The following is a 17561-nucleotide window of genomic DNA, read 5'->3' as shown; positions in this document are numbered from 1 at the left end:
TTCGCCAACCAAGGATCAATCTGGCGCGCTGGTGAGTGGATAATCCCCAGTGCTACGGATAGGCCGAACGGGGATATACCTGTCGCGCTCGGTCCGGGCTCAATCCAAGTACGTCACAGAAAATGGATGCTCAGGCCGACTCAATATAGCACGCGGGACCCGCGCGATCATCCTGCCGGAGCGCGCGCGTGCTGTACGCGGCCCTGGTCGCGGCTGATCAGCGCGAGCCGCCCGAAGGCGTTCGATCTCCAGTCGTTCGATTGGGCAGGGCGGGGCCGCCATGGCACCATGACGGGCTGGCCTCGTCCTTTCGGGTTGGGCCGTTTTCCCAGGGAAGCCCACGAACACGACATGCGAACGCCCTTCTTCATTCTCTCCGCCCTGTGCCTTGGCCTGCTGTCCGGCTGTGCCAGTGGCCCGGAGGAGCACGCCTCAAGCCGCGAGATCACCAGTGCGTTCGTGGCCGACGACGGCCAGCTGTACCTGTTGCCGCGCTATGACGAGCCCATGCGCTTCAATGCCGCGCCGTTCCGCGAGTACCGCGCGCTGATGGACAGCCCGCTGCGCGAGGCGGTGGCCTGCGCGCAGATGTACTTCCATGAGGATTGGCGCGACCCGGCCAACAAGTCCAAGGTGCACGGCAGCTATGCGCTGCTGCTGCGGCCGGAGCAGGTGACGGCGCAACAGGCCGCGCAGTTCAAGCTGGAGCGGATTGAGGTCCCCCCGCGTGAGGCCAAGGCCGTGGAGGAGCGGGCGCGCTACTACCTGCCGATGGACCGGACCCGTTACGCGCTGGCGTTTGATCGCGCCTGCAATCTTTCAAGGAAGGGCGGCAGCTATTACAGCGCGCTGTTCGAGGGCGACGGCGAACGGGTGCAGTTGCCGGATGCTGCGGTGCTGGCGGAGAAAGGGAAGCTTGCACAGCCGATCAATGCGCGGGCGCAGCGGATCCTGCCGGAGAGGGAGGACAAGCCGGGTGCGGGTTCGGCGGCGGGCAAGGTGCTAGGCGCGGCGCTGATCCCTGTGGCGGTTCCGGTGTTTGTGTTGAGCCTGCCGTTCCTGGGGCCGGATCATTGGAAGTGAAAAGGCGTTGAAGCCAGAGCATCCACGCGTGGCGTGGATCTACTTGGGTATCGCCTGAAAGTTCATCCTGGAGATCTGTGTGCCTAGCACGCTGGAAACTGTTTTGAAGACTGTAGGTTTCATTGTCCTCGCGGCCCTTCCGTTGGTGATCCTCTGGTTCACCCTTCGGCGAATGTCAGCAACTGCTCGCTCGTCCGTGAAATCGGGGCTGCATTTGCATGCTCCGCGCCGGATTTCCGGCAGGTCCATGACCTTGGTGATGGTGGATGGAAAAGAGGATCGGGAGCACTACTTCTTTGATGCGGCGTCCTTTTACCTACGGCGTGGGCCGGTGCCCACGGCGGTTCCGCTTTCGCAGATCAACTCAGTCACTCGCACCTCCGACAAGATCTACGGACGTTATGTCTGGCAGGTGTGCTTCAGCAAAGCATCGGGCAGAAAGTGCGTGACGTTCACCAACAACCTGACGCTGTTCAATCGCGATTTCCTGCTGTTCCTGGAGGCGGTGCGGAAGGCCAATCCACTGGCGACCGTTGATCGGGTGGGCATCCTCTTCTAGAGCGTGTTTGAAGTTCGGTATGAACAGTGTCACTGCAATGGCATCACAGCGCGCAGCCCCTGTGTGACCGATGTAATCGATGAGAAATGGGCGTTTGTTGCGCGGTATCTGATACCGAAGCATTCTCATGCGTGGCAGTGCAAGCATGATCTGCGATGAACACGCAAAGCCCGTAACATGGAACGAGGTCCGCTCGTTCCTGCGCGCGACGCAAAGCGTGGGCCTTGGTACCTGTGACGAAGACGCATTTGAGATAATTGTCGAGACGACTTACGTTTACGGCATGCGGTCAATCTCTGCGGAGTAGTTCATGATGATGTGCCGATCCACGCTGGACGTCTCCCTGATTCATGCCTATGCGCTTCCTCTCGGCATATGCGTGGCAGCAGCCGTGGTTCTGATCGCAGTATGGCTGGCACCCCGCTCTGGCGGGGTGCCAGCCAGGAATATTGCGCTCGGCTCGGCGCTGGCCGTTGTTGTCGTAGTTGCCTTTGGCCTCGTATATCAAGCGCGGACAGCGTACATCGCCATTACAGATGGCCAGCTGATTGGGTCAGCAGCGTTTGTCCGACTGCAGCTCCCGCTTTCCAGTGTCGCGTGGCAGGACGCTTCCGATGCTTCAAGGATCACGCTGCCTCACCGGCAACTTGGGACCAGCACCGGGGGCGTTGAACTTGGCAAGTTCGGCATGCAGAACGGTCGCAACGTCTTCGTGCTGCGCACGGATCGTAGCTCTGTTCTCGTCACAGCCAGAGGGGATATTGACTTGATTCTGGACCGGCGTCTTTACGAACAGCTCAAAGCATGCTTGGATCAGGTGAGTGAGACCGGCGGCCATCGAGGAACACTGCAATGATCAGCAGGAAGTACTGGTTTACCAGGAAGAAGTACGGATGGGGCTGGGGGATGCCGTGCGCGTGGCAAGGCTGGCTTGTGTACGCAGTCGCATTCGGCTTGCTACTGGCGGGTCCGTTTCTGTTCTCTCCATTTCGCGAGCCCATCGCGTTTCAGCTCTACACGTGGGCCGTGGTGTTGGTGCTTGTCCTTATCTGCTGGATGAAAGGCGCCCCGCCCGGTTGGCGGTGGGGGGAGTAGAACGGCCGCAGAAGCTATTTTCGGACGTGTTCGATCCGCCGGGCAAAGCATGGATGCATTGCCCTTGTGGGAGTCGGACAGCATCGCCAGCGGGCCACGGATGCGTCCCCTCTGAGGCGTACCGTCCGTTTTGAAAGAACGCTGGACACTTCCCTCGGCGGCTACCCAACGCGTTCTAACCGTTAATTGACCAATGTAGCGTCGCTGAAGCGGGGCGCCGGCAAAGCTACACTGACCACCTACGCCCAATGGAAACTCACCCATGTTCAGTGGAAAGGTTGCGGTGGTCACCGGCTCCACCAGCGGTATCGGTCTTGGCATTGCCACCGCGCTGGCCCGGCAAGGCGCCGACATCGTGCTGAACGGCTTCGGCGATGCGGCGGAGATCGAACGCATCCGTTCCAAGCTGGAAACCGAGTTCGGCGTGCGCGTGGCGCATGACGGCGCCGACCTTTCCCATGGCGAGGCAGTGCGCGGCATGATCGACCACGCCGTCGCGACGATGGGCCGCATCGACATCCTGGTAAACAACGCCGGCATCCAGCACACGGCGTCGATCGAGGAATTCCCCGTCGAGAAGTGGGACGCGATCCTGGCGCTGAATCTCTCGGCGGTGTTCCATGCAACGGCGGCGGCCTTGCCCCACATGAAGCAGCAGGGCGCCGGCCGCATCATCAGCATTGCGTCGGTGCACGGGTTGGTGGGCTCGGTGAACAAGTCGGCCTACGTGGCGGCCAAGCATGGCGTGGTGGGCTTCACCAAGGTGACCGCGCTGGAGAATGCGGGGACCGGCATTACCGCCAATGCGATCTGCCCGGGCTGGGTGCGGACGGCGCTGGTCGAGCAGCAGATCACCGCGTTGGCCGAGCGCGAAGGCACGGATCAGGAGACCGCCGCGCGTGCGCTGCTGGCTGAAAAGCAGCCGTCGTTGCAGTTCGTGACGCCTGAGCAGCTGGGACAAATGGTGGTGTTCCTGGCCTCGGACGCAGCGGCGCAGATTACCGGCACGGCGCTGCCGGTGGATGGGGGCTGGACGGCGCGCTAGCTGGCTGGCTGCGCCTTTCGCTGCAGCATCGGCAGCGCCACCAGCGTGGCGAGGAGGGTGAACAGCACCAGCGACGAGCCCACCGTGCCGAAGCCCAGGCCGCCCTTTTCCAGCGGCTTGGTGAGCAGATCGCCGAAGGTGGCGCCGAACGGGCGGGTGAGCACGAAGGCGATCCAGAACAGGATGACCCGGTTGATGCCCTTGATGCGGCTGGCCAGTGCGGTGAGCGCGATGAGGCTGCCGATCAGCAGTGCGCCGCCGGTGAAGCCCAGTCCGGAATCGTCGGCGAGGAAATCACCCAGCGCGGTGCCGAGCGTGTTGGAGAACAGCACGGCGGTCCAGTAGAAGCCTTCGGCACGGCGCGATGCGATGTTGCTGACCGAGATCGACTTTTCCGACACCCGCCAAGCCAGCAGCACCAGCGCCAGGCAGCCGGCCAGCAGACTGGCGCCGGTGGCGTAGCCCAGGCCGAGCGTGCGGTCGATCAGGTCGGACAGGGTGGTGCCAGCGGTGCTGGTCGCCAGCACCACCGACCAGAACAGCACCGGGTGGAAGCGCCGCGCCGACAACTGCATGCCCAGCAGGCCGGCAAAGATCGCCAGCAGGATGGCCGAGCTGGCCACGTAGCCCAGATTGAGCGTCATCGACAGCAGATCGCCCGCAGTCTCGCCGAGGGTGGTGGCGGCGATCTTCATCACCCAGAAACCGAGGGTGACCGCCGCCACTTTGCTGTGCAGGGAATCTGCGTCTGAAGCGCGCATCGAACGTCGCCTGGGGAGCCCGCGGGTGATGCTGTGGCGGGCGGCGTCGGAGTGCAGTCGGAACCAGGTTTGGCGAGGGTGAGCGTGGGGGCGGCGTTCAGCCGGCGCTGGCGGGGGCCGAAAGGCGCGCCAGCAGGGCGCCCCAGTCGGCCACGAAGCAGCCGTCGGGGCCGCGGTTGCATTCGGTGATCCACGCGTCCAGCGATTCGCTCTGTGCGCGGTAGCCGCTGACATCGCCCAGGACGGCGAAGTGCAGGCGGTAGTTCACCAGCATCTGCAGCCATTGCCCGGCCATGCCGGAGCGCAGCTCGAAGAAGTCTGCCGAAAGGCGCTGCACCGGCACGGCGATCCACTCGGCCTGGTGCCCAAGGGCATCGCCGACCAGGTCGCGCAAGGCGTTGCCATCCAGCAGCGGGCCTGTATCGGCGCTGCGCAGGACCCGGGTGCTGCCGATCTGTTCGACATGTGTGTGCATGGTGCGCTCTGAAGTTCGTATCGTCCGCCCAGTATGGCCATGGGAGAGGCCAACAGTAAGCAGATGCAGCATGAATCTGGCGAACGAACGCGTTAGGCTGCGCCGGGCGCCCGCACGAGGCGGGTTCACGATACCGGGAAAGGGCATGGCAGGGTGGAAAGAACGTTCGTTGTTGATGGCGGTGCTGGTGTGCTCGGGTCTGCCGGCTGCGGCCGCCGAGCTATGCACGGCCAGTGCCTACGGTGACGGGCAGGGCAACATCGTGGTGCTCGGCGCACCCGCTGCGGCACCGGCCACGGGGCAGCGCTATCTGATGGTGGACGGGCGACGTGGCGCCACCGGTGATGCCAACGCGCCGGTGAGCTGCAGCGACGATGTGGTCAGCTTCAGGTCGTCTGCGGGAGCCACGCAGCGCTGGCAGCGACTGCCGACCCGCGATACCGATGCAACGTTCATCAGCGCGGGAACCAAGCTGGTTGGGCAGTTGATCGAGCCGGCAGGGCCGGCCGACCCGACGCGACCGCTGGTGGTGCTGGTGCACGGCTCGGAACGCACGATGGCGGCGGCGGCCATCTACCAGCGCATGCTGGTGGCGCAGGGGATTTCGGTCTTCGCTTACCAGAAGCGTGGGACCGGCGATTCGGAAGGCGAGTACACACAGAACTTCGAGCTGCTGGCCGACGACGCGGCGGCGGCGCTTGCCAAGGCGCGCGAACTGGCGAGAGGCCGGTTCGGCCGCGCCGGCTACTTTGGTGGCAGCCAGGGCGGCTGGATCGCGCCGCTGGCGGCGACCCGCTCGCAGGCGGATTTCGTGGCGATCGGCTTCGGGCTGGTGGTGTCGCCCATCGAGGAGGACCGCGAGCAGTTGTTCGACGAGGCACGGCGCATGCAGCTGGATGCAACGGCGATGAAGCAGGTCGGCCAGCTTTCAGACGCGACCGCGCAGTTGATGCGCACGCATTTCACTGAAGGGTTCGAGGCGCTGGCGAAGGTGCGTACGCAGATCGGTGCCGCACCGTGGGCAAAGAACATCAGCGGCGAATACAGCGGCGACATGCTGCGCATGAGTGACGCCGACCTGCGCCGGATCGGCCGAGCGCGCTTCGACAACCTGGAGCTGATCTGGGACTACGACGCCGAGGCCGCGCTGCGCCGCCTGAAGCTGCCGTTGCTGTGGGTGCTGGCCGAGCAGGACCGCGCCGCGCCGATTGCCGCCACGCGTTCGATCCTGTCGCGCCTGCGCGCGTCGGGGCAACCGATCGACACCTACCTGTTCCCGGATACCGACCACGGCATGGTCGAGTTCCGCACCGATGCCGAGGGCAACCGGGTGTCGACACGGATCACCGACGGCTACCTGCGCCTGCTGGCCGATTGGATCAAGCAGGATGTGCATGGCAGTTATGGGCGGTCGCGCAGATTGAGCGAAATGAAAAAATAGGGAGCCTCGATTGCGACCTATTTTTCTGAAGTAGGCATGGTAGTTGATCTACGTCGTTTTCGCTCCCGAGCCACGCTCCTCACTACACTCTCTGCCATTCTTCCGGTTTCCAAGTAGTACACCTCGGCCGTTATTCTGTAATTTGAGAAGAACTCTGCAAGTTGACGATGTAGCTCCGTTGCCCATCTCAATCTTTGACCATCCTGCGAGAAAAACGCTTCTAGAGCCTTGGCATCAGTGAGTAGATGGAAGACATTGTTTCGCAGAATTCTTAGGGAATTAACGTGCTTCTTGAATAGGCTGTTCAGTTCGTCTAGCAGCGGAATCGCTTCCTGAAAAGAGTGATGGCGCCTTCTCTGAAGTAGTAGTCTTACCCCGATCGACTGAATGCCTTCCATTGTTGAGTGCAGATATCCCAGCCATGACAGCAGGTAGACGCGGAGTCCTATTCTCTTCAATCGGCTCAGTCCCTTATGCTTCTCTGCGTAACGGACGGTTGAATTGTAGTGTCCGAGCATCACGTCGGCCGAGAGAAAGCATTCAGAGTACAGTGTTAGTATCCTGTCCTGAGACTGGTGGGGCAGGCCACAGCCATCCGTCAGGATTCGATTTACATCCTGGTTCTTGCTGATTGCAATGTCTGCAACGTAATACAGGCCATAGGGGGCTTGAATTAGTTCACCTTTGATGATCCCATCTTTCAGCCATACTCCGAGCTCGGGGCGAGTCGAGGTCGGGTAGGCATCGCGCCTGCTGTCCAAGAAGCATTCAAGACGCCATCTGTCAAATCCAGTGGTCTCTCCTTGATCTCCAAAGTCAAAATCAACTTGTCCGTCAGGTAGATCCAGCCAGATTCCGCGGCCATGCCTTTGGTAGCTCACACCTCCGACGAGCTTTCCCTCTCGGGGATCGGTCCGAAGGGTCCACTCGTGGCTGCTATATGGCATTTCAATGCCAGATTCTCTCAGAATCTTTACTGCGTACGATACTTGCTTCTGATAGTCGCGAATGAGATTCGCGAAGGCTAGTTCCATGGTCTGTCGTCAATGATTGGCGATGTCTGATTCTGGTGAATCTATTCTGCTCATCTCGGCTTCGCAAACACATCCAGCCCCTTGCCGGTTTCCAGCAGCGACTTCAGGCTCGACAGCACGATCGGCCAGCCCTGGCGGATGCCGGTATCCATGCCGCTGCCGGGTTCCAGTTCCTCATGGGTAACCGTCAGCCGCACCATGTCCTGGTAGGGCACGATGTCGAAGGTGACGCGGCTGTAGGCAGCGGGATTGTCGGCCTGCGAGGCGGCGGCCCAGGTGATGACCAGCCGCGAGGGCGGGGTGCTTTCCACCACTTCGCCGACCAGCTCGACCGAGCGCGTTTCATTTGCACGCACGTGCTGCCAGCGCGAGCCCGGTTTCCAGTCCGAGACGTTCTCGTGACCCCAATAGCGACTGGCGATCTCGGGGCGGGTGATGGCCTCGAACACCTTCTGTGGGGTGGAGGCGATATAGATCACGTGGATGAAGCGGGTTGACTCTGCAGACATCGTCATTCTCCTTCCAGTTCGCGTTTCAGGTCATGCAGCAGGCTCAGGCGCTGCTGCTCGAACTTGCGTACCCAGCGTTCGTAGACTTCATGCAAGGGCACCGGGTTGATGAAGTGCAGCTTCTCGCGGCCACGGCGCACGGTACTGATCAGGTTGGCGTCTTCCAGCAGGCCCAGGTGCTGGGTGACCGATTGCCGGGCCATGTCCAGGTGTTCGCACAGCTGGCCCAGCGTCTGCCCGTTGTCCTTGCAGAGCAGATCCAGCAGCGTCCGGCGCGTGGGATCGGCCAGTGCCTTGAACACCTTGTCTGCGTCGCGCAGGTGGTCTACCGCCATGGGGAGGTCTTCAATTCCAGTTGTCGATCCTGACGTCGTGTGGGTTGGGCTGGCCCTTGCCGGTTTCCAGCAGTGCCTTCAGGCTCATCAGGAACACCGCCCACTTGGTGCTGCAGTGGGAGGTGAACTCGACGCGCTCTTTCCAGCCTTCATGGGTGAACAGGACGATGCAGTAGTCGCCTTCCTGCTTCAGCGCGAAGCGCGCGTGGGTGCCGATCCATTCGGCGGGGCCGGCGAGGAACCGCCACAGCACGAGCTCGCCTGGAACAAGCTGCTCAAGCTTCATCTCCATGGCGCCGATTTCCTGGCCGTTGTTGGTGAAACGGACCTTGACCGTGCCGCCGGCTTCGCGCTCGCCGTGCGCGTCTTCGGCCCACCAGGCGGCCACGCCTTCGGGGGTGGCCAGCGCCTGGTACACCTGGCTTGCGGGGGCCTTGATGCCGACCCTGTGTGCGATATCCACCATTGCAGGTTCCTCGCGATGGGCTGGCAGGCGCCGCCCTTGAGTTGACTATATGCAGGTAAATGCCTGCATGTCAAACCCCGCCACGAACGCCCGGGCGTGGTAGTGCCGGCCGCTGGCCGGCATCCCGGTGGCGTTGGGTGCGTGCAGTTGCCGGCCAGCGGCCGGCACTACCGGGGCGATGGCTCAGTTCTCCGCGTCCTGAAGGGCGGCATGCAGTTTGTCGGTGATCCGCTGCAGTGCGGCACGATCATCCGCGGAGAGATGGTCGAGAAAATACCGGCGGACACCGGCGGCGTGTACCGGCCGTGCCGCGCGCAGCTGCGCGTGACCTTCTGTGGTCATGCGGATCACTACGACGTTTTCGCTGTCGGTATCGCGTTCGATCAGGCCACGGCCCGCCATGCGGGTCAGCTGGTGCGAGAGGCGCGTCTTGTCCCATTCCAGGTAGTCCAGCAGTTCGCGCTGGCGGCGGCAGCGATCCTTGGACTGGTTCAGCTCCATCAGCACGATGAAGTCGGCCCTTGAGAGCCCGGTGCTACGGGTGATGTCCTGGACGATGCGGCCGGAGGTGATTTCTGCCATGCGCCGGAAGCCGCGCCAGGTGGCCCATTCGTCGGGTGTGATGCTGGGGGAGGTCATGGCCGAACGTTGCCGGGCAATGGTTGACATGTCAACCCTTGCAGCATACGGTTGACGTATCAACTAACCTGGATCGCCCCATGGAGCACCCTCCCCGTATTGCCGTCATCGGCGCAGGCCCCGCTGGCCTCACCGCTGCGCTCATCCTGCATCGGGGCGGTCACCCCGTGAGCGTGTACGAGGGCGAAGCATCCGGGCAGCAGCGCACACAGGGCGGCACGCTGGATCTGCACGACGATTCCGGGCAGGTGGCGCTGCAGCGCGCGGGCCTGCTGGAGGCCTTCCGTGCGGTGGCGCGGCATGAGGGGCAGGAGGCGCGGATGGGCGACCCGTGGTCCGGGGAGATCACCACCGGCGGGTTCGGGCCGGAAGGGAGCAAGGACAAGCCGGAGATCGACCGCGGCGACCTGCGCCAGCTGCTGCTGGACGCGCTGCCGGCGGACACGGTGCAGTGGGGCCACAGCCTGACCGCGCTGGTATCTGCACAGGCGAACGGCCACGGCCTGCGATTCGCCAACGGCGTGCAGCGCGAGGCGGACATCGTGATCGGTGCCGATGGTGCGTGGTCGAAAGTGCGCGCGGCCTTGAGTACGTGCCAGCCGGTGCCCACCGGCATTACCTTCTTCGAAGGTTGGATCGCACAGCCTGCTGCGGACATCGCAGCGATGGTCGGGCAGGGCAGCCTGTTCTGCTTTGGCGGCGAGGAGGCCTTGTTCGTGCAACGCAACAGCCGCGATCGGCTCTGCGTGTATGCGGCGCTGAAGCGCTCTTCCGAATGGCTTGATGCACAGATCGCGCAGCACGGCATACGGACGCTGGTGACAGGCTGCTATACCGGGTGGGCCACGAACCTTCGGCGCCTGCTGGAGGCCTGCACGGACTTCGTGCGGCGGCCGATCTACAGCCTGCCAGCGGATTTTTGCTGGGCCCCGCGCGATGGCGTGACCTTGATCGGCGATGCGGCGCATCTGATGCCTCCGGTGGGCGTGGGCGTGAACCTGGCGATGCTGGACGCGTCGGATGTGGCGATGGCGTTGTGCGCGCGGGCGGATGCGATCAGCGCGATGCGCGACGCCGAAGTGCTGGTGCGTGAACGCGCCCGCGCCCTGATGCCGGATGCGATCGAGGGGTTCCAGCGCTGGTTCACTACCGGAGGGGATGCTCCACGCGGTTGATGAAGCATCGAGTCTGTACGCACCTGCGACACTGGGAACAGCAGCAGATTCCTGGCGGCGCGCTGGAAGTCACATGGACTTCCGACTGCTTTGGTCCGGTACAGGTGGCCACGCTGGGGTACGCGCTAGACTGGTTGAACCGGCCGATGCTCCCCCTGTTTTCCAGGGTTGGGGAGCGTGGTATGACAGGAGCGGAACGCATGACTGAAACCGGAAAGGACGCCTTGAACATCCGCCGCGCCAGCGCGGCCGATGCCCCCGCAGTGTTGGGGCTCTTTGACGAGGTGATCGAGTGGTTCGTGTCGATCGGCAATGTGCAGCAATGGGGCAGCGAACCGTGGTCGATGATGCCGCGCCGGATTGCCCAGGTCACCGAGGCGTGTGCAATGCCAGGCGCATGGGTGGCGCAGAACGAGCAGGGCGACGTGCGGGCGTTCCTTGCACTGGGCGAGTCGATGCCCTATGTGCCGGCGCCCACCGGGCCGGAGCTGTATGTGCGGGTTCTGGTGGCCTCGCGTGATGTGCGCGTGCGTGGCATCGGCCGCCGACTGATGGCGTTTGCCGACGAGCAGGCGCGCGCTGCCGGTGTCGACCATCTGCGTGTGGACTGCTACGCCGGAGGCAGCGGCGACCTGGTGCGCTTCTATGAATCCTGCGGGTATACGCGCATCGCGCCGTTCAACGTGGACGGCTGGCCAGGCATGCTGCTGGGAAGGACGCTCTGACGCGGCTGCGTCATTCCGTCGCAGCCTGCGTGCAGGGAACGATACACCGGTTCGGCGCTAGAGTAGGGTCATGACCTGCATCGGATGGCTGTGTCATTCCGCTGCCGGTTCCTGATGACCCCCTCCAGGAAGGTGCAACGCATGTATTACAGCAGTGGCAACTACGAAGCTTTCGCGCGCCCGCGCAAGCCGGCCGGCGTGGATGGCAAGCGCGCCTGGTTTGTGGGCTCGGGCCTGGCCTCGCTGGCCGGCGCCGCGTTCCTGGTGCGCGACGGCCGCATGGCCGGTGAGCGCATCACCATTCTCGAGCAGCAGCAGATTCCCGGCGGCGCGCTGGATGGCCTGAAGGTGCCGGAGAAGGGCTTCGTGATCCGCGGCGGCCGCGAGATGGAAGACCACTTCGAGTGCCTGTGGGACCTGTTCCGCTCGATTCCGTCGCTGGAGATTGAAGATGCCAGCGTGCTGGACGAGTTCTACTGGTTGAACAAGGACGACCCGAACTATTCGCTGCAGCGTGCCACCATCAATCGCGGCGAAGATGCGCACACCGATGGCCTGTTCACGCTGACCGAGCAGGCCCAGAAGGACATCATCGCGCTGTTCCTGGCCACCCGGAAGGAGATGGAGAACAAGCGGATCGACGAGGTGCTGGGCCGCGACTTCCTGGACAGCAACTTCTGGCTGTACTGGCGCACCATGTTCGCGTTCGAGGAATGGCATTCGGCGCTGGAGATGAAGCTGTACCTGCATCGCTTCATCCACCACATCGGCGGCCTGCCGGATTTCTCGGCGTTGAAGTTCACCCGGTACAACCAGTATGAATCGCTGGTGCTGCCGCTGGTGAAGTGGTTGCAGGACCAGGGCGTGGTGTTCCAGTACGGCACCGAGGTGACCGACGTCGACTTCGATCTACAGCCGGGCCGCAAGCAGGCCACGCGTATCCACTGGATGCGTGATGGTGTAGCCGATGGCGTGGATCTGGGCGCCGATGATCTTGTTTTCATGACGATCGGTTCGCTGACCGAAAACTCGGATAATGGCGATCACCATACCGCGGCGCGTTTGAACGAAGGACCGGCGCCGGCCTGGGACCTGTGGCGCCGCATCGCCGCGAAGGACGAGGCCTTTGGCCGCCCGGATGTGTTCGGCGCGCATATCCCGCAGACCAAGTGGGAATCGGCGACAGTGACGACGCTGGATGCGCGCATTCCGGCCTACATCCAGAAGATCGCCAAGCGCGACCCGTTCAGTGACAAGGTGGTGACCGGCGGCATCGTCAGCGTGCGCGACTCGCGCTGGCTGATGAGCTGGACGGTGAACCGCCAGCCGCATTTCAAGAACCAGCCCAGGGACCAGATCGTGGTCTGGGTGTACTCGCTGTTTGTGGATACGCCGGGCGACTACGTGAAAAAGCCGATGCAGGAGTGCACCGGCGAGGAGATCACCCGCGAGTGGCTGTACCACCTGGGCGTGCCGGTGGAAGAGATTGATGCGCTGGCCGCGACCGGTGCGAAGACGGTGCCGGTGATGATGCCGTACGTCACGGCGTTCTTCATGCCACGCCAGGCCGGTGACCGCCCGGACGTGGTGCCGGACGGCGCGGTGAACTTCGCCTTCATCGGCCAGTTTGCCGAATCGAAGCAGCGCGACTGCATCTTCACCACCGAGTATTCGGTGCGCACGCCGATGGAAGCGGTGTACACCCTGCTGGGGATCGAGCGCGGCGTGCCGGAGGTGTTCAATTCCACGTATGACGTGCGCTCGCTGCTGGCCGCCACCGGCCGCCTGCGCGATGGCAAGGAACTGGATGTTCCCGGGCCTGCGTTCCTGCGCAATCTGCTGATGAACAAGCTGGACAAGACCCAGATCGGTGGCCTGCTGCGCGAGTTCAAGCTGGTGCAGGAAGACTGAGCGGGCAGGGGGAGGCCGCCGCTGAGGGCATCGGCGGCCTCAAGATCTCACGCTACGCCGTCGGTCGAACGGCTCAGCTGTTCCCACGCGTCGATGCTACCGGCCATCGATGCCAGCTTTGTCCTCACCAGCTGCAGCGCATCACTGCCCAGCAGCAAGTGGCGGGGAGGAGCGTCGCTGTCGATGACCTGCAGCATGGCCTGCGCAGCCTTCACTGGATCACCGGGCTGGTGGCCACTCTTCGCCTCACGCGCGCTGCGGATGGGATCGAACAATGCGTCGTAGTCGTCAATGCTGCGCGGTGCCCGCACCATCGAGCGGCCTGCCCAGTCGGTGCGGAAGGAACCCGGCGCGACGGCCGTGACGTGGATACCAAACGGCGCGACTTCCTTGCCAAGCACTTCACTGATGCCCTCCAGCGCGAACTTGCTGCCGCAGTACCACGCGATGCCCGGCATCGTGATGAAACCGCCCATGGAGGTGATGTTGAGGATATGACCGCGGCGCCGGGCGCGCATGTGCGGCAGCACGGCCTTGATCAGCGCGGCTGGAGCGAATACGTTCACCTCGAATTGCTGCCGCAGCTCGGCGAGCGTGGATTCTTCGAGGATGCCTTCGTGGCCGTAGCCAGCGTTGTTGACCAGCACGTCGATGCTTCCGATGTTGGTTTCGATATCGGCGACGAGCGCATTGATGGCGGCGGTATCGGTTACGTCCAGCAGGCGACCGAATGCGCGGCCGGGAGCGAGCGCTTCGAGTACCTGGCGGTCGGTTTCGTTGCGCACGGTGCCGACCACGCGGTGGCCGGCCAGCAGGGCCTGCTGGGCAAGGGCGCGGCCGAATCCACTGCTGACACCGGTGATGAGGAGAAAGCGGGAAGGGGGCATGAGGGGGCGTTCGTGGTGGGCAGGGCTTGCACGTTAGTTCTTGAACGACCGGGGTCACAGGCCTAGGATTCGGCCATTCTTGCCTATTCCTCTGGAGTGCCTGTGGTCGATTCCCTGCAACGGCGGGTGCAGGCGCGCATGGTCGGCCTGCTGAAGACGCTGGCGGTGGAGGAGGGCTACACGCTCACGCGCCTGCCGGGGGTGCGGTTGCTGCGATCGGACCGGCCACTGGCGCGCACGCCGGTGTTGTACGACCCCGGCATCGTGATCGTCTGCCAGGGGGTGAAGCGTGGCTATCTGGGCGGGCAGGTCTACCAGTACGACGCGCAGCACTATCTGGCAGTGTCGGTGCCGGTGCCGTTCACGATGGAAACCGATGCGTCGGCCCAGGCGCCGCTGCTGGCGATCTACCTGCATCTGGATCTGCAGCTGGCGGCGGATCTGCTGATCGAACTGGGTGAACAGGAGGGCACCCCGGAGACACCGGCGCAGGGCATGATGTCCAGCCCGATGCAGGCGCCGATGCAGGCCACGGTGCTGCGCCTGCTGGAGGCACTGGCTGAACCGTTGGAGGCTGCCGTGCTCGGCCCTGCGTTGGTGCGTGAGGTGTACTTCCGCGTGCTGACGGGTGCACAGGGCGGCGCAATGCGCGAGGCGCTGGCCATGCGCGGGCGCTTCGGCAGCATCGGCAGAGTGCTGCGGACGATCCATGCCGGATATGCCACCGCCCTGGACGTGGGGCAACTGGCCACCGAAGCGGGCATGAGTGTGGCGACCTTCCACGACCACTTCCGCGCGATTACCGGCACGTCGCCGATGCAGTACGTGAAGTCGACCCGCCTGCACCAGGCACGGTTGCTGATGCTGCGGCAGGGGATGACTGCCGAAGCGGCATCGCTGGCGGTGGGGTATGCCAGCCCGTCGCAGTTCAACCGTGAGTTCAAGCGTCTGTTCGCGTTGCCGCCGGCGGCCGAGGTCGCGCGGATGCGGCGCAGTTTCGCGCTGCCACCTCCGCCAGCCGATGCGGTATACGTGTCTTCGCATTGAGCGGCAATCGAAGGTCACGTTGCCAGCAAGCCGGCCAGCGGCCGGCTCTGCCGGGAATGATGCCTGGCGGGTGCAGCAGAGAGGGGTTGACAGGCTGTCTACCTACTAGTAGGTTTATTGCCATGAAAGAGTCGCTCTCGCCCAAGGCACAGGAAATCCTGGCGCATGCCCGTGCGCTGCTGGAAGCCGGTGGCTACAACGGCTTCAGCTACGCCGACGTGTCGGCGCGGGTGAACATCAGCAAGGCCAGCATCCATCACCACTTCCCCAGCAAGGCGGGTCTGGTGCGCACGGTGGTCGAGCTGTACCGGGCCGAAGCGCGCGAAGGCCTGGCGCTGCTGGACCGGCAGTTGGCCGACCCGCTGCAGGAGCTCAACGCCTATGTGGATTACTGGTCCAGCTGCATTGCAGGGGGTACGTCCTCGTTCTGCATCTGCGCGATGCTGGCCGCCGAAGCGCCGATGATTCCGGCAGAGATCGCTGAGGAAGTGCGCGGCCATTTCGAGGACCTGAGCGGTTGGCTGGCAGTGACGCTGGAGAAGGGCGTTTCGATGGGCCAACTGCAGTTGCAGGGCTCGGCGGCCGATGAGGCCAAGGCGTTCATGTCATCGGTGCACGGCGCGATGCTGGCCGCGCGCGGTTTCGGTGATGCGGCGACCTTCGCGGCACTGGCGCGGTTGGCGATCGCGCGGGTGAGCGCGGCGTCCTGAGAAATGTGTGGTGGGCCTGCGGCGACGCGGGCCTTCTTTTTGAGTCCTATGCCTACCTACTAGTAGGTTCATTTTGTCCCTGGAGATGTCCCATGTCCCACCCTCTGTCCACACTTGGCGTGATCCATACCGCTGTCAGCCTGATCCCGGTGTTGAGTGGCCTGTATGCCTTCATTCGCCATCGCGCAATCGATCCCGCCACGCGCGCGGGCAAGCTGTACCTGGTGGGGCTGGTGCTGTCGGTGGCCACCTCGTTCACCGTGTCCAGCACGGGCGGGATCAACGCCGGCCACGCATTCGGGGTGATCGTGCTGCTGGTGGCATTCGGCGGCGTGCTGGCCGCGCGGCTGCGCTGGCTGGGGCGCGCCGCGCGTTACCTGTCGACCTTCGCACTGTCGTTCAGCTTCCTGCTCTCGTTGGTGCCCGGCGTCAACGAAACGCTGACCCGCCTGCCGGCAGCGCATCCGATTGCGGCGGCGCCGATGGCCCCGGTGGTGCTGCACACGCTGCTGGCCTGCCTGGTGGTGTTCGTGATCGGCTTTGCCGCGCAGTGCTGGAGGCTGCGAAACCGTGGTTTGGCAGGACGATCCTGAGACGCCGCCGGTCAACCCGGCGCGGCAAGTGCGCCCAGCAGTGCCGCCGGTTCGATCAGTGCAGCCGAGCGCGCCGGATCGAGTTGAATGTGCCGGCTGCAGAAGCAGAACGATTGGCCCGCTGCAGGCTCGGGGGTGTTCGCGCTCGCGTCCGGCGTCTCGATCTCCAGCACTTCGTCCACGGCCAGCGCCAGGGTTGCGGTGCCGGCGTTGATCAACAGCATGGCCGGGCTGCCACCCTCGAATGCCGGTTGGCCGCTCATGCGGCGCAGGTCGACGACGGGTAATGGCTGCCCACGAACTTCCAGGGTCGGCCTGCCGTTGCGGTCTGCAGGGCCGAATGCCTCCGGACCGCGGATTTCGACCGCTGCCTGGATGTCGATGGCGAACAGGACGGTGCCTGCACGCACGACGACGATCTCGAACAGGTCGGCAGGCGATGCGCGTGTTTCCGTTACAGGGTGGGCGGGTACGGGCATGCGATGGGCGTGGCGAAGACGATGGGAAAGGAGATCTGGATGATGACGCCTGGACGCAACGCGCGGCCGCGTCGGCGTGCGCGTGCAAGGCGATGGTTCAGTGTCTATCAGGCGGCTGCGCGTGGCGCGCCGACGGTGCCGACGCGTGGAAAATGCGGACGCAGCAGGCCGACGAGCTGGTCCATGCCCGGAATGGAGTGGCCGAACTCGTCCCAGCGCGCATTCACCAGGCCGGACACCACGATCTGCCCGGTCTCGATGTGGGTCATTGCCCAGTACGGAACGGCACGCGCGCTGATGGCCATGTCCAGTACCGGCACGACGGCAGAATGCGAGCGGCTGTCATGGATGCGGCGCTTGACTGCTTCCAGGGCGTCGGGCGGGCCTTCGATGTACTGGAAAAACCGCTGCCCGTCGACGATCAGCGCACCGGTAACGTCCACCCGGCGATTGAACGTGGCAGATTGCGAGACGATCTGGTGGAGGGCTTGATTGGACAGCTCAGCCGACATGCGGCTGGAGTAAGCAAATGCATGGAGCATGGAAGGGGCTTCTTGTGACGCACGTCACTATACGCACGCAAGCCCGGACC

The 17561-nt window shown here is 63.9% G+C and carries 21 protein-coding genes; 11 read left to right on the top strand and 10 right to left on the bottom strand.

The window, feature by feature from the left end; translation table 11 throughout:
• Positions 1-351 precede the first annotated feature (351 nt).
• The 4 genes from AC5P7F_RS10705 (at position 352) to AC5P7F_RS10690 (ending at position 3782) form a co-directional block, all read left to right on the top strand.
• Positions 352-1083 carry a hypothetical protein gene (locus AC5P7F_RS10705; RefSeq protein WP_164077640.1) on the top strand — a complete coding sequence of 244 codons (732 nt, stop codon included), beginning with the start codon at positions 352-354 and terminating at the stop codon, positions 1081-1083.
• A gap of 79 nt (positions 1084-1162) precedes the next feature.
• Positions 1163-1642, top strand: coding sequence for a hypothetical protein (locus AC5P7F_RS10700; protein ID WP_239510519.1), 480 nt, complete (start codon positions 1163-1165; stop codon positions 1640-1642).
• A gap of 310 nt (positions 1643-1952) precedes the next feature.
• Positions 1953-2498, top strand: a complete 546-nt coding sequence (locus AC5P7F_RS10695; RefSeq protein ID WP_041863344.1) for a hypothetical protein — start codon at positions 1953-1955, stop codon at positions 2496-2498.
• Positions 2499-2999: 501 nt separating this feature from the next.
• A complete protein-coding gene (locus tag AC5P7F_RS10690) occupies positions 3000-3782 on the top strand; it encodes a 3-hydroxybutyrate dehydrogenase (protein ID WP_164077639.1) in 783 nt (260 codons plus the stop codon).
• Here the strand turns inward: AC5P7F_RS10690 and AC5P7F_RS10685 are convergent.
• Positions 3779-4543, bottom strand: coding sequence for a COG4705 family protein (locus tag AC5P7F_RS10685; protein WP_032958119.1), 765 nt, complete (start codon positions 4541-4543; stop codon positions 3779-3781). The two genes, AC5P7F_RS10690 and AC5P7F_RS10685, sit on opposite strands and share 4 nt — an antisense overlap.
• A 97-nt stretch (positions 4544-4640) precedes the next feature.
• Entirely contained in the window at positions 4641-5018 is a 378-nt protein-coding gene (locus AC5P7F_RS10680; protein WP_197641384.1) for a DUF4180 domain-containing protein, read from the bottom strand.
• 145 nt (positions 5019-5163) lie between these two features.
• Here AC5P7F_RS10680 and AC5P7F_RS10675 point away from each other — a divergent pair, with 145 nt between their 5' ends.
• Positions 5164-6459 (top strand): alpha/beta fold hydrolase, encoded by a 1296-nt coding sequence (locus tag AC5P7F_RS10675; RefSeq protein WP_164077638.1) that lies wholly within the window; start codon positions 5164-5166, stop codon positions 6457-6459.
• 17 nt (positions 6460-6476) lie between these two features.
• Here AC5P7F_RS10675 and AC5P7F_RS10670 read toward each other — a convergent pair whose 3' ends face one another.
• The 5 genes from AC5P7F_RS10670 to AC5P7F_RS10650 all read right to left on the bottom strand — a co-directional run bounded on the left by AC5P7F_RS10670 (position 6477) and on the right by AC5P7F_RS10650 (position 9472).
• On the bottom strand, positions 6477-7493 hold the full coding sequence (locus AC5P7F_RS10670) for a DUF6896 domain-containing protein (protein WP_481462438.1): 1017 nt from the start codon (positions 7491-7493) through the stop codon (positions 6477-6479).
• Positions 7494-7543: 50 nt separating this feature from the next.
• A complete protein-coding gene (locus AC5P7F_RS10665; RefSeq protein ID WP_164077636.1) occupies positions 7544-8002 on the bottom strand; it encodes an SRPBCC domain-containing protein in 459 nt (152 codons plus the stop codon).
• Between the two features lie 2 nt (positions 8003-8004).
• Positions 8005-8337, bottom strand: a complete 333-nt coding sequence (locus tag AC5P7F_RS10660; RefSeq protein ID WP_014646883.1) for an ArsR/SmtB family transcription factor — start codon at positions 8335-8337, stop codon at positions 8005-8007.
• Positions 8338-8347: 10 nt separating this feature from the next.
• Complete coding sequence (locus AC5P7F_RS10655) at positions 8348-8803, bottom strand: SRPBCC family protein (protein ID WP_014646884.1); 456 nt, start codon at positions 8801-8803, stop codon at positions 8348-8350.
• Between the two features lie 183 nt (positions 8804-8986).
• Entirely contained in the window at positions 8987-9472 is a 486-nt protein-coding gene (locus AC5P7F_RS10650) for a MarR family winged helix-turn-helix transcriptional regulator (RefSeq protein WP_197602828.1), read from the bottom strand.
• A 50-nt stretch (positions 9473-9522) separates the two neighbouring features.
• Here AC5P7F_RS10650 and AC5P7F_RS10645 point away from each other — a divergent pair, with 50 nt between their 5' ends.
• The 3 genes from AC5P7F_RS10645 to AC5P7F_RS10635 all read left to right on the top strand — a co-directional run bounded on the left by AC5P7F_RS10645 (position 9523) and on the right by AC5P7F_RS10635 (position 13253).
• Positions 9523-10617, top strand: a complete 1095-nt coding sequence (locus tag AC5P7F_RS10645; protein WP_164077635.1) for an FAD-dependent monooxygenase — start codon at positions 9523-9525, stop codon at positions 10615-10617.
• Between the two features lie 200 nt (positions 10618-10817).
• Entirely contained in the window at positions 10818-11342 is a 525-nt protein-coding gene (locus tag AC5P7F_RS10640; protein WP_164077634.1) for a GNAT family N-acetyltransferase, read from the top strand.
• A gap of 141 nt (positions 11343-11483) precedes the next feature.
• Entirely contained in the window at positions 11484-13253 is a 1770-nt protein-coding gene (locus AC5P7F_RS10635) for an oleate hydratase (RefSeq protein ID WP_197602827.1), read from the top strand.
• Between the two features lie 47 nt (positions 13254-13300).
• On the opposite strand, the gene AC5P7F_RS10630 is transcribed toward AC5P7F_RS10635, so the two are convergent.
• On the bottom strand, positions 13301-14140 hold the full coding sequence (locus AC5P7F_RS10630) for an oxidoreductase (protein ID WP_164077633.1): 840 nt from the start codon (positions 14138-14140) through the stop codon (positions 13301-13303).
• Between the two features lie 102 nt (positions 14141-14242).
• Between AC5P7F_RS10630 and AC5P7F_RS10625 the strand changes: the two genes are divergently transcribed.
• The 3 genes from AC5P7F_RS10625 to AC5P7F_RS10615 all read left to right on the top strand — a co-directional run bounded on the left by AC5P7F_RS10625 (position 14243) and on the right by AC5P7F_RS10615 (position 16490).
• Positions 14243-15187: an AraC family transcriptional regulator N-terminal domain-containing protein gene (locus AC5P7F_RS10625; protein WP_164077632.1), complete on the top strand. Its 945-nt coding sequence runs from the start codon at positions 14243-14245 to the stop codon at positions 15185-15187.
• A 122-nt stretch (positions 15188-15309) separates the two neighbouring features.
• Positions 15310-15897, top strand: a complete 588-nt coding sequence (locus AC5P7F_RS10620; RefSeq protein ID WP_164077631.1) for a TetR family transcriptional regulator — start codon at positions 15310-15312, stop codon at positions 15895-15897.
• 92 nt (positions 15898-15989) lie between these two features.
• Positions 15990-16490 carry a hypothetical protein gene (locus AC5P7F_RS10615; RefSeq protein ID WP_049440764.1) on the top strand — a complete coding sequence of 167 codons (501 nt, stop codon included), beginning with the start codon at positions 15990-15992 and terminating at the stop codon, positions 16488-16490.
• A gap of 11 nt (positions 16491-16501) precedes the next feature.
• Here AC5P7F_RS10615 and AC5P7F_RS10610 read toward each other — a convergent pair whose 3' ends face one another.
• Both AC5P7F_RS10610 and AC5P7F_RS10605 read right to left on the bottom strand, forming a co-directional pair.
• Positions 16502-16969, bottom strand: coding sequence for a chemotaxis protein CheW (locus AC5P7F_RS10610; RefSeq protein WP_049440767.1), 468 nt, complete (start codon positions 16967-16969; stop codon positions 16502-16504).
• 107 nt (positions 16970-17076) lie between these two features.
• On the bottom strand, positions 17077-17511 hold the full coding sequence (locus tag AC5P7F_RS10605) for a BLUF domain-containing protein (RefSeq protein ID WP_049440768.1): 435 nt from the start codon (positions 17509-17511) through the stop codon (positions 17077-17079).
• Positions 17512-17561: the final 50 nt, after the last annotated feature.

The sequence above is a fragment of the Stenotrophomonas sp. YJH_SMC_105-26 genome, assembly GCF_059368915.1.
The sequence above is the reverse complement of the archived record's forward strand: the minus strand, read 5'-3'. Positions and strand labels throughout refer to the sequence as shown.

What these genes read in the sequence shown, in the direction of transcription:
- AC5P7F_RS10705 (WP_164077640.1), top strand. Translation starts at nt 352, where the DNA reads ATGCGAACGCCCTTCTTCATTCTCTCCGCCCTGTGCCTTGGCCTGCTG.
- AC5P7F_RS10695 (WP_041863344.1), top strand. Translation starts at nt 1,953, where the DNA reads ATGATGATGTGCCGATCCACGCTGGACGTCTCCCTGATTCATGCCTAT.
- AC5P7F_RS10690 (WP_164077639.1), top strand. Translation starts at nt 3,000, where the DNA reads ATGTTCAGTGGAAAGGTTGCGGTGGTCACCGGCTCCACCAGCGGTATC.
- AC5P7F_RS10685 (WP_032958119.1), bottom strand. Translation starts at nt 4,543, where the DNA reads ATGCGCGCTTCAGACGCAGATTCCCTGCACAGCAAAGTGGCGGCGGTC.
- AC5P7F_RS10680 (WP_197641384.1), bottom strand. Translation starts at nt 5,018, where the DNA reads ATGCACACACATGTCGAACAGATCGGCAGCACCCGGGTCCTGCGCAGC.
- AC5P7F_RS10675 (WP_164077638.1), top strand. Translation starts at nt 5,164, where the DNA reads ATGGCAGGGTGGAAAGAACGTTCGTTGTTGATGGCGGTGCTGGTGTGC.
- AC5P7F_RS10670 (WP_481462438.1), bottom strand. Translation starts at nt 7,493, where the DNA reads ATGGAACTAGCCTTCGCGAATCTCATTCGCGACTATCAGAAGCAAGTA.
- AC5P7F_RS10665 (WP_164077636.1), bottom strand. Translation starts at nt 8,002, where the DNA reads ATGTCTGCAGAGTCAACCCGCTTCATCCACGTGATCTATATCGCCTCC.
- AC5P7F_RS10660 (WP_014646883.1), bottom strand. Translation starts at nt 8,337, where the DNA reads ATGGCGGTAGACCACCTGCGCGACGCAGACAAGGTGTTCAAGGCACTG.
- AC5P7F_RS10655 (WP_014646884.1), bottom strand. Translation starts at nt 8,803, where the DNA reads ATGGTGGATATCGCACACAGGGTCGGCATCAAGGCCCCCGCAAGCCAG.
- AC5P7F_RS10650 (WP_197602828.1), bottom strand. Translation starts at nt 9,472, where the DNA reads ATGTCAACCATTGCCCGGCAACGTTCGGCCATGACCTCCCCCAGCATC.
- AC5P7F_RS10645 (WP_164077635.1), top strand. Translation starts at nt 9,523, where the DNA reads ATGGAGCACCCTCCCCGTATTGCCGTCATCGGCGCAGGCCCCGCTGGC.
- AC5P7F_RS10640 (WP_164077634.1), top strand. Translation starts at nt 10,818, where the DNA reads ATGACTGAAACCGGAAAGGACGCCTTGAACATCCGCCGCGCCAGCGCG.
- AC5P7F_RS10635 (WP_197602827.1), top strand. Translation starts at nt 11,484, where the DNA reads ATGTATTACAGCAGTGGCAACTACGAAGCTTTCGCGCGCCCGCGCAAG.
- AC5P7F_RS10630 (WP_164077633.1), bottom strand. Translation starts at nt 14,140, where the DNA reads ATGCCCCCTTCCCGCTTTCTCCTCATCACCGGTGTCAGCAGTGGATTC.
- AC5P7F_RS10620 (WP_164077631.1), top strand. Translation starts at nt 15,310, where the DNA reads ATGAAAGAGTCGCTCTCGCCCAAGGCACAGGAAATCCTGGCGCATGCC.
- AC5P7F_RS10615 (WP_049440764.1), top strand. Translation starts at nt 15,990, where the DNA reads ATGTCCCACCCTCTGTCCACACTTGGCGTGATCCATACCGCTGTCAGC.
- AC5P7F_RS10610 (WP_049440767.1), bottom strand. Translation starts at nt 16,969, where the DNA reads ATGCCCGTACCCGCCCACCCTGTAACGGAAACACGCGCATCGCCTGCC.
- AC5P7F_RS10605 (WP_049440768.1), bottom strand. Translation starts at nt 17,511, where the DNA reads ATGCTCCATGCATTTGCTTACTCCAGCCGCATGTCGGCTGAGCTGTCC.